The organism is Alteromonas sp. CyTr2, from assembly GCF_947311905.1.
Classification (GTDB): Bacteria; Pseudomonadota; Gammaproteobacteria; order Enterobacterales; family Alteromonadaceae; genus Alteromonas; species Alteromonas macleodii.
The window spans coordinates 329,067-338,826 of record NZ_CAMZMZ010000001.1 but is presented as its reverse complement, the minus strand read 5'-3'; the positions used below and the strand labels follow the sequence as shown (position 1 = coordinate 338,826).

Below are 9,760 nucleotides of genomic sequence, written 5' to 3'. Positions count from 1 at the left end.
GCTGATTCACCTAGCGGTCATATCCCCGATACAGCGACATCCAATATCGTGTTGTACGATTATCACAATAGTCGCGCTGGGCAATGCGCAGTAGATTTCCTTAATGGTTATAACGGCTACTTACAAGTGGATGGCTATCAAGGCTACGAGCAAACGCAAGCAACCCTTATCGGTTGCTGGGCCCATGCACGTCGTAAGTTTATGGAAGCAAAGAAAGGCGCGGGTAAAAAAGGCAGCGGCAAAGCAGACTGGGCACTCAATCACATCCAAAAACTCTATCGCATCGAAACTCAATTAAAAGATAAAACGGTGGAGGTGCGCTACCTTACCAGACAAGAAAAGAGCCTGCCGTTGCTCAACCAGCTCCATACATGGCTAGAGAAATCAGTACAACAAGTGCTACCGAAAACCAAATTAGGTGAAGCGATACAATACTGCTTGAACCAATGGGAAAAGCTTGCACGCTACACACTCGATGGATTACTGAATATCGATAACAATCGCGCTGAGCGCGCGATTAAACCGTTCGTGATAGGCAGAAAAAACTGGCTGTTTAGCCAGACCGCTACCGGCGCCAATGCCAGCGCCATCCTCTACAGCATCATCGAAACCGCAAAAGCCAACGACCTCAATGTGTTCGAGTATGTGATGTCTTGCCTTGATGAACTCAGTCGGCCCAACGCCGATATCGAGCAACTTCTACCATGGCACTTTACGAAGCGTTAGGTGGGATTGCCAGACGCTTACGATGTGTGGGTTGAACCTGGCGCGCCTCAACGCTTTAGGCTTACCGCCGCCTATCGCTTTTAAGGTCTAGAATTTAACGTAAAAGGAAGCGGGACTTATTACCGCTTCCTTACTACGACTTTTGAATGTTTAATTTTTGTGTAAATTAAGAGTTTTGTAAAGTCTGAATCGGCTCGATGTCAGACGTATTATTCTTGATAAATGACTCTATATCGTTAATTTTCTCTTTAGAAAATCCGAGTCTTGCTTCTATACCAGTAGTTCCGTCAGCGTTTTCAATGATATCAAACTCGTTTACACCTAAGGTGCGCGAAAATGCAGTGTGAACCTGATTATTGTTGATATCGACAATTTTAATTTTCGTCGATGTTCTGTATATAGCCAGTGGACCTGACTGCGTTTGTACCCAATTGATTGACCAGAAATAGTGACTGTAATTAGGTAAGCCAAGTTTTGTGTACAGCGACTCTTTAAAATCCACGTTTTCGCACTTGTTCATCACAGCATTTTGACGTTCGCAGTTTGAGTATTCTGCAACATCCTTACCTCCTAATCCAACATCCATTGGAACGATGGTCTTCCCGTCTAGGCTAACTAAAACATAGTCATCAAACTTGTTAAGTCCAAACGTATTACCTATTTCTTTAAAGGAGTCTAGCAATCCGCCCACACTGTCGCCTTTGTCTCGAGGATCTTTCTCTAACAAAATAAAACCTGTAGATGCAGCATCGCCCTTCTGATGTTTAGCGATGTGATAGTTATCTAAGAGTGTTATATTTTTTACGTTATCATTGTCTATAAAATAGCGAAAAGCAGACCCCGGACGGCCAATAATAAAACCGTCTGAAGTAGGAATTACACTGCTACCTGTTGCAGTTTTTCCGGTAACTGTTTTTACTTCATACCGGTCACCACGCTTCCACACCGTTGCAATTTTTATAGGTGCTTCAGTTGATTTTGCTTTGTGATATTTGAGTGTAAATGAGCCATCGAAATTTTCTACCGCATAGGTAAACTCACCAGTAAACCTATTACCTCCGAAGTTGGCAACTTGTCCTTCGAAGTCATGAAACATCTCCCCATCTATCATGATGCCATCTTTCTTACGATAAAAAATCGCTGCTCCGCCGGTTTCGTCAATTTTCTGTTTTTGTGCTGTAAGTTCAGTCGCACTGATAACGATTTCCGGCTGGGGTGCAGCTTGCTGTTGCTGTTGGGCAGCAACAGGTAAGGACATGCCTTGAATTTTCGCAAGAAACGCTTGCTTCATTTGGTTCGCCATTGCCTGCTCTTCTGGCGAGGGTGGTGTACTACCACACGCAGTAAGAAGTGAAACTGCTAATAAAGATGGAACTAATAGTTTTGCATTCATGTGTTTTCTCTGTTTTTCGCTTTAGCTAAAATATTTAGAACTGAAGCTTTTTTATGAAAACAAAGGATTGCACATGACGAGACTTCACCATGCCGTCCTGCATAGTTGAGTGTACTATTGAAATGTCGCAATCCCTTGCGAGCACTATTAAAGGATATTCCAGTCTTTTTTTCAATTATAAGATTCTGTTTTTAGTTTATTTTTTAGTCACTTAGCATCGAAACAAATGAGTATCTAAAAACGAGCTCAAATTTCATTGGAGACAGGCCACTCTCGCTCCGTCAAAATATATGTATTGATAAGACGTTGACGCTTACTTTCAATAACCTGTTTTAGTTCATCTCTAATTAATCTTACCGCTGGCGTAATAAGATGCCGGCTAGGCAGCATGAGCCACATTTCAGTTAGCGGTACGTGGTAACCAGTCAAAATACGCTGCAGCTTTCCGCTCAGTAAATCCCCCGCAACGTCTATACATGACTTTTTAGCGATCCCCTCTCCATCTACGCACCAGCGCCGAACAATATCACCGTCATTCACAGCGCGATTACTGTTCACTTTCACTTTAACCCTCTCGCCCTCGTTGATAAGTTCCCACGTATTGTGGGTTTGGTCGTAGAGCTTATAAAGAAGTGCGTTGTGCTGCGCTAAATCAGTCAAAGTTGTAGGCTCACCGTTTCTTTCTAAATAATCGGGAGACGCGCAAATCACATGCGGAATATTGCACACTTTAAAACCATACATCTGCGATTCTTTAACCGCTTCTTTTGTCATGGCTCTAAGTGCTACATCTACACCATCGCGGTAGAAGTCCACCCGACTGTCGCTCACATGTAATCGCAATGAAAGTTCTGGATTTTCGCGTTGCACTTTATTTAGCAGTTCACGCATTAAGTTGCGACCCATTTCCGAAGACATCACCATGCGAAGCTCACCATGAATGCTCTGCTTCTGCTCTGTCACTAGTGCAAGGCCCTGCTGTAAGGTGTCGAGTGCCTGCTTTGCCATAGGCAAATACTGCTCTCCTTCAGGTGACAATCGAATTTTGCGTGTACTTCGCACAAATAGCGCTACGCCAAGCTGCTCTTCTAAACGTTTAACCGCCATACTTGCAGCAGATGAGCTAATATCAAGTTTTATCGCAGCAGTGGTTATCGAGCCCACTTCAGCCACCTTTACGAACACAGACAGGTCTTCGGTTTTCATACTTCCCTCAACGTTTATTTCACTCTTTTGATTTCAAGGCGAAAAAGACAAAGCAAAATTGATCACCTCTATTATCCACATTTTCAGGAAAGCCTTTATTGATTTTGGTCGTTTATGAGACTTATTCGAAATAATAGACTGTGCCTGTCTGTTAAATAAAACCTACGACCAACAATTAGGAGGTTTGAATGAAACCAACGAAACGAAACAAACTTACAATAGCATCGCTATTATTGAGCACCTGTTTTCTTCTTGTACCCGGCGCACAAGCACAAGACAAAGTTATTGCAGCTAAAGATGTCGAATGGGGTTACTTGAACCCAGCCCGTGGCGACAAAAGCCCCGGGGCAGCAGACTTGTGGGGAGACAGAACAAAAGACACGGCAACGGGGATGTTAGTGCGATTTAACAAAGGCTTTGAATCGCCACCGCACATTCACAACATAACCTATAGAAGTATTGTGATTGAAGGTGAAATGCACAATGACGATCCAAACGCAGCAAAGATGTGGATGCCAACAGGTTCGTTTTGGACTCAACCTGCAGGTGAAGATCACACCACTGCGGCAAACGACAAAACCAACCTGATTTACCTGGAAATTGATGAAGGCCCATACCTTGTAAAGCCATCAAAAGAACATTTTGACAACGGCGAAAGGCCAATCAACGTTCACGCAGACAATATGGTGTGGCTGCAAAAAAGCGACCTTGTAAATATAGCGGCCAACGGTGTTTCTGTTGCCTATTTGTGGGGCGAGACAAGTAGTGTATACGGCACCCTTGTCAAGCTTCCAAAAGGATTTAAAGGTTCAATAAAATCTAATGGTGATGAATTTAAGGCAGTGGTTATCAAGGGAAGTATCAATTATACCCAAAACAATCCCCCCAGACAGATTGAATTAAACGCAGGAGGTTACATTGAATCATCAACTGCCGCACACCATTCTGTTGAAAACGCAAACCAAAGCGAAACCATTGTATACGTAAGAACGTCGTCAAAATTTAGCGTTACAGATTAGTACGCTTTTTTCAGCTCACTTACGCGGGGCATTTCCACGCTTGCTTCGCGTATTTTCTAGGTATTCAGCAATCATAGTCAACAAGCCTTTGCAAAAGCAGTACGTTAAGGAGGTTTGCTAAGACTTTATGGGTAATTGCCCTAATGCCGCTGCGCATGCCAAGCCAATGGCAAACGTCATCGCCACACTGGTGAAGGTGCCCAAAAGTACATATTCAGTTAGCTTTCTGTCTTGGTGTTTAGTGAGGTCGCCGAAGCGAAATATAGATTTAGCCGCAATAAGAAAACCTATGGCAGAAAATTGATTTAGCAATACAAAGGTAAGCATGAGCACACGCTCTAAATAGCCAATTCGTTGACCTGCCAGTGATAAAGTTTGTTGTGCCTCTGTACTTATTGTCGGCGGATCATTGGGGTGAGAAGACGGCATTTTGTTAGCTAATACTTCATCGCTCCAAGGCGACAGCAGCTGTTTAATAATAACTGAACTGGGCTTGAGTACCGCCAAATAGGCCAAGACCACTAATAGGTGCGATGTACCTACCTGCTGAAGTAGTCCCACTGCCTCGTGCCACTGATTAGTGGCATACAAAAATACGCCTAAGATCACGACAATGTGCGCTATTTGATCGACAACAAAAGACGTAGTGTTTTGCTTACAATACGATTTAATAACGTCAATTTTGAAGTGAGAAACGGCGACTACAATTGCCCCAATACCTATACTTGCGATACTTATCGTTGATGAAAACAAGAACATTGCTGCTGCCGCAAGTATACCGTGTATGATTGCGTGTAGGTATAAGGGCAAAGCCAGTGCGTGTCGTTCGTTTCTTTGCTGTACCCAGGTAAACGGTTGAAAATAAAAGTCTGCTAATAGATGCGCTAACACAAGTGCCACCAGCAGTTGAGGTTCAGCAAGCACGTGGCTCTCCTGTCACAAGCATTATGTTTTTCGTGTTATTCGTCATCACATTAGTCTTCCTTGGTCAATTGTTCCGTTTTTAATGAGGTTCCACCTTGAACCCATAAAATAAGCGCTCTCTCCATATAGTCGAGATATTCTGCTATCAGTTTATAGTTACTGGCATTGAGAATTCGACTTACATTACTGCGATTTTTATCTAGTATGGCCGCTACACTTTCATGGCTCTTATCCGTTGCTTCAAGATACGCGAGTAAGGTTTGCGACTGGGTTTGTGTCAGTCCATTGATATGCGCGTCGGCAAAACGTGTTAAGAGCTGCGTTTTGTCGTCGAGTGTTTGTTCACCGCTACAAAAAGTAAGATGGTGCGGCTTTATGTTATCTAACCCTCGTCCTGACAACACAAACGCGTCTCCAGTGCCAGTTTTTACTTCTGAAGGGCGAAATTGCGCTTCTCCCACAGCAACACTCATTCTCACATCTACTCCTGAAGCATGCGCCTTAAGAGCTAGCCGCAATCCAACTGCGGCTGCAATGCTATGCTGTGGTTGTGCAACAACTAGCTGGAATGCGTCTCCTCGATAAATATCAAAGTCTCCACCGTAGTACTCGGCGTAGTATGTTAAACGCTCTCTCAGCGTAGCAATTATCTCTCTGAATTCAGCATCAGAATAAGACTGAGAGTTGGAGACGTCACCGGTAATCACACCAGCGCGCTTTTTTGTATTGCTTGTTAAAGCACTCTTTCTTGTCATTTCACTATGCGCCGCGTTGTCTTTTCTGCTTTCAATAGACACTTTTTTCCGTTTAGAGGTCCACTATGACACGCTACTACCTCAAATTCAAAAACAATCACACAGCAAAATGTGATTATTATTAATCACAAAACTACACGTGAATGAATTGGGTAACATGAAGCAAAACATGCTGCACAGAGCAAACGTAAAAGCAGGTGAACGGGCGAGCCTAAGGCTATCTATCACTAACATAAAGCCAAGGCATTATAAGAAAAGCCACTGTAAATCACGTTCACACTAACAATTTGCGCATTTAACGCGTTTGCTGATAACTGTGTTTACAATTGGTACTGACCGCGGCCACCAAGGTCCTTAGGTGGATCTAGAAAATGCGGTGCGTGATGTGGTGAGAACTGGGCAAGATGTTTATGTGGTTTCTGGACCGTTATATGAATGGTATTTCGCTACTCTGCCAGAGGCAGATGAGTCGCACAGTATTCCTAGTGGATATTTTAAAGTCGTCATTACCGATGTTAACAGTTAGCGCATAGCGATAGCCCTTATATTTATCTTTAGCAAGCTAACAAGATATGACGGCTACGCTTTTTAGCATTTAACTTACTGTTTGGCAGCAGCATACAGTTGCTGCCATTCAGCCTCTTCTACAGGCATGATTGACAGTCTTCCACCTTTTTTGACCAATGGCAGTTCAGTAATACCGTCCATCGTTTTAATCACTGAAAGCGGCAGAACGCTTGAAAATTTCTCTACAAATTTCACGTCAACGCGATACCAGCGGGGGTTATCCTGACTTGATTTAGGGTCGTAATATTTTGATTCAGGGCTAAACTGCGTGGTGTCCGGGTAGCCGTCTCTTACCACTTCAGCAACACCTGCAATGCCCACCAGCTTGCAACTTGAGTGATAGATAAATACTTTGTCACCCCTTTTAACGCCGTCTCGTAAAAAGTTACGCGCTTGGTAATTTCTTACGCCGTCCCACGGTTCCATTTGTTCTGGGCGGTTTGCCAAGTCATCGATTGAAAATGCATCAGGTTCTGTTTTAAATAGCCAATACGCCATAGTCGTCGTTAATTCTCTTCGTTGTAAATAGACAAGCCTTTCATTCGCTAAATGCGGGCATTTGAAGCGCTTATAAAAACCTGCACTCATGGCTAGCTTTGCAGCTTGTTGCTTTAAGTGAGTATACAAAGCTCTTTAATTTAATGACAGTGCTATACCTTAGCTTGGCCAACACTGCTATAATTACGCACTTATTCTGAGCTACAGCCTTATTTAAGCTCAGCAACTCTCTGATTTATCTAGATGTGATTACTATGCAAGCCACCATTAAGGCCGATCGCGGTCTGTTTTCTTACCCTAAATATTGGCCACACTGCCTGGGTACTGCGCCGTTTCTCCCCATGTCGAAGGAAGAAATGGATGCCTTTGGCTGGGACAGCTGTGACGTTATTTTGGTAACGGGCGATGCGTATGTAGATCACCCTAGTTTTGGTATGGCGGTGATTGGCCGAGTACTTGAAGCGCATGGTTTTCGCGTGGGTATTATTTCTCAGCCAGACTGGACCAGCAAAGACGATTTCATGAAGTTGGGTAAACCCAACCTGTATTTCGGCGTAACAGCCGGCAATATGGACTCTATGATCAACCGTTACACGTCTGACAAAAAGCTTCGTCACGATGACGCTTACACGCCAGGCAATGTAGGTGGCAAGCGCCCTGATCGTGCGGTTACCGTGTATTCACAGCGCTGCCGTGAAGCGTTTAAAGGTGTGCCTGTTATTGTTGGTGGCATAGAAGCCAGCTTACGTCGCATTGCGCACTACGACTATTGGAGTGAAAAAGTACGCCGCTCTGTACTGTTCGATTCCAAAGCGGACATGCTCTTTTTCGGTAACGCCGAACGTCCTCTTGTTGAAGTCACTCATCGCTTAGCGGCAGGTGAAAATATTGCCGATTTGCGAGACATTCGCGGTACTGCGATTATCGTTAAAGAAGCCTTACCAGAGTGGCAAGGTGTTGACTCGACCTCTCTAGACAGGCCCGGCAAGATAGACGCCATTCCAAGCCCCTACCAGATGGAGCCCGAGTGCGATTCGCAGGATAAAGACGCCAAAAGCAGTGAAGCGCCAGAAGCTGCGCCCATTGTTATTCAGCCTGCGCAAAAAGAGAAAGAAAAGCGTAAGCCTTGGGAAAACGTGTACGTTAAGCTACCTGCGTACGAGACGGTGAAAGACAACAAGGTGTTATACGCACATACGTCGCGTATTTTGCACCAAGAAACCAATCCTGGTTGTGCTCGAGCCCTCATGCAGCGCCACGGTGACAGACACATTTGGATTAACCCACCGGCCATGCCGCTTGAAACCGAAGAGATGGACGCGGTATTTGATTTACCCTATCAGCGTGTGCCTCACCCTGTCTATGGCGATGCTAAAATCCCTGCATACGACATGATCCGCTTCAGTATCAACATTATGCGCGGATGCTATGGTGGCTGTACCTTCTGCTCTATTACTGAACACGAAGGGCGTATTATTCAAAGCCGTTCTGAAGACTCTATTATTCGAGAAATTGAGCAAATACGCGATACGGTACCGGGCTTCACTGGTGTTATTTCAGACTTAGGCGGCCCGACGGCGAACATGTATCGCCTGCGCTGTAAGAGCCCTAAAGCAGAAGCTACATGTCGTCGGCCGTCTTGTGTGTACCCTAGCATTTGTGCGCACATGGATACGGACCATAAGCCAACTATCGACTTATACCGCCGTGCTCGTGAGTTGCCTGGAATTAAAAAGATATTGATTGCTTCAGGCGTACGTTACGACCTAGCAGTAGAAGACCCGGAATACGTGAAAGAGCTGGCCCTTCACCACGTAGGCGGCTACTTAAAAATCGCTCCAGAACACACCGAAGATGGTCCGCTTTCAAAAATGATGAAACCGGGCATGGGCAGCTACTACCGCTTCAAAGAGCTGTTTGATAAGTACTCACAAGAAGCAGGTAAAAAGCAGTACTTAATTCCTTACTTTATTGCATCGCACCCGGGTACCACCGACGAAGACATGCTAAGCCTTGCGATTTGGCTTAAAGAAAACAAATTTAAGCTCGATCAGGTACAGAACTTCTATCCGTCGCCAATGGCAACGGCTACCACCATGTACCATACCGAGGTAAATTCCCTTCGCAAAGTCACTAAAGACAGTGAAGAGGTGCCTTCTGCAAAAGGTGAAATTCACCGTCGATTACACAAGGCGATGTTGCGTTATCACGACCCGAAAAACTTTGCGCAAATTCGCGAAGCCCTTACGCGTATGGGGCGTGAAGACTTAATAGGCCGTGGTCCTCAACACCTTGTTCCGCCAGAAACGGCAGATGAAAAACGCCAAAAAGCGCAAAAAGGCCGTCGTGGTGAACGCGCACTGACTAAACATACTGGGCTTCCTCCTACCTTTCAGGGCAAGAGCAGCAAAGGCGGTAACGGCGTAAATAAGAGCCGACGTAATTCCAACGCTAACAAGCAAGGTCATGGAAACACAGCACAGCAGCGTAACGACACCGGCGGGAATAAGAATAGAGGCAACGCATCGAAAGGAAATAATAGCGGCGGCAACAGTCGCGGCCGCACGCAAAAGCAGCCAAGCATGCACAAACGATAGCAGCAAAAACGCCCAGAGCTTGTAGACTCTGGGCGTTTTTTTAAGGCCTATTGTCAACGATGACATTGCGCTTTC

At 44.9% G+C, this 9,760-nt stretch carries 8 protein-coding genes and 1 pseudogene; 4 read left to right on the top strand and 5 right to left on the bottom strand.

All coding sequences use genetic code 11. The features are described 5' to 3' along the window. Positions 1-726: IS66 family transposase (locus tag QME20_RS01460; protein WP_281715298.1), on the top strand; the 726-nt coding region annotated here is incomplete at its 5' end. Between the two features lie 166 nt (positions 727-892). Here QME20_RS01460 and QME20_RS01455 read toward each other — a convergent pair. Then, positions 893-2,119 carry a hypothetical protein gene (locus tag QME20_RS01455; RefSeq protein ID WP_156078298.1) on the bottom strand — a complete coding sequence of 409 codons (1,227 nt, stop codon included), beginning with the start codon at positions 2,117-2,119 and terminating at the stop codon, positions 893-895. 246 nt (positions 2,120-2,365) lie between these two features. After that, positions 2,366-3,325: a LysR family transcriptional regulator gene (locus QME20_RS01450; RefSeq protein WP_281715297.1), complete on the bottom strand. Its 960-nt coding sequence runs from the start codon at positions 3,323-3,325 to the stop codon at positions 2,366-2,368. 188 nt (positions 3,326-3,513) lie between these two features. On the opposite strand from QME20_RS01450, the gene QME20_RS01445 reads away from it, so the two are divergent. After that, complete coding sequence (locus QME20_RS01445; RefSeq protein WP_049586677.1) at positions 3,514-4,344, top strand: DUF4437 domain-containing protein; 831 nt, start codon at positions 3,514-3,516, stop codon at positions 4,342-4,344. Positions 4,345-4,461: 117 nt separating this feature from the next. On the opposite strand, the gene QME20_RS01440 is transcribed toward QME20_RS01445, so the two are convergent. Further along, positions 4,462-5,268, bottom strand: coding sequence for a DUF3307 domain-containing protein (locus tag QME20_RS01440; RefSeq protein WP_187447255.1), 807 nt, complete (start codon positions 5,266-5,268; stop codon positions 4,462-4,464). A gap of 50 nt (positions 5,269-5,318) precedes the next feature. Further along, positions 5,319-6,065 (bottom strand): hypothetical protein, encoded by a 747-nt coding sequence (locus QME20_RS01435; RefSeq protein WP_061094891.1) that lies wholly within the window; start codon positions 6,063-6,065, stop codon positions 5,319-5,321. Positions 6,066-6,366: 301 nt separating this feature from the next. On the opposite strand from QME20_RS01435, the pseudogene QME20_RS01430 reads away from it, so the two are divergent. Continuing rightward, positions 6,367-6,534 (top strand): annotated as a pseudogene (locus QME20_RS01430) (DNA/RNA non-specific endonuclease); the annotation flags it as partial. A gap of 89 nt (positions 6,535-6,623) precedes the next feature. On the opposite strand, the gene QME20_RS01425 reads toward QME20_RS01430, so the two are convergent. Beyond that, positions 6,624-7,088, bottom strand: coding sequence for an EVE domain-containing protein (locus tag QME20_RS01425; RefSeq protein ID WP_281715301.1), 465 nt, complete (start codon positions 7,086-7,088; stop codon positions 6,624-6,626). A 254-nt stretch (positions 7,089-7,342) separates the two neighbouring features. On the opposite strand from QME20_RS01425, the gene QME20_RS01420 reads away from it, so the two are divergent. Further along, complete coding sequence (locus QME20_RS01420; protein WP_281715296.1) at positions 7,343-9,685, top strand: YgiQ family radical SAM protein; 2,343 nt, start codon at positions 7,343-7,345, stop codon at positions 9,683-9,685. The last annotated feature ends 75 nt before the right edge of the window (positions 9,686-9,760 follow it).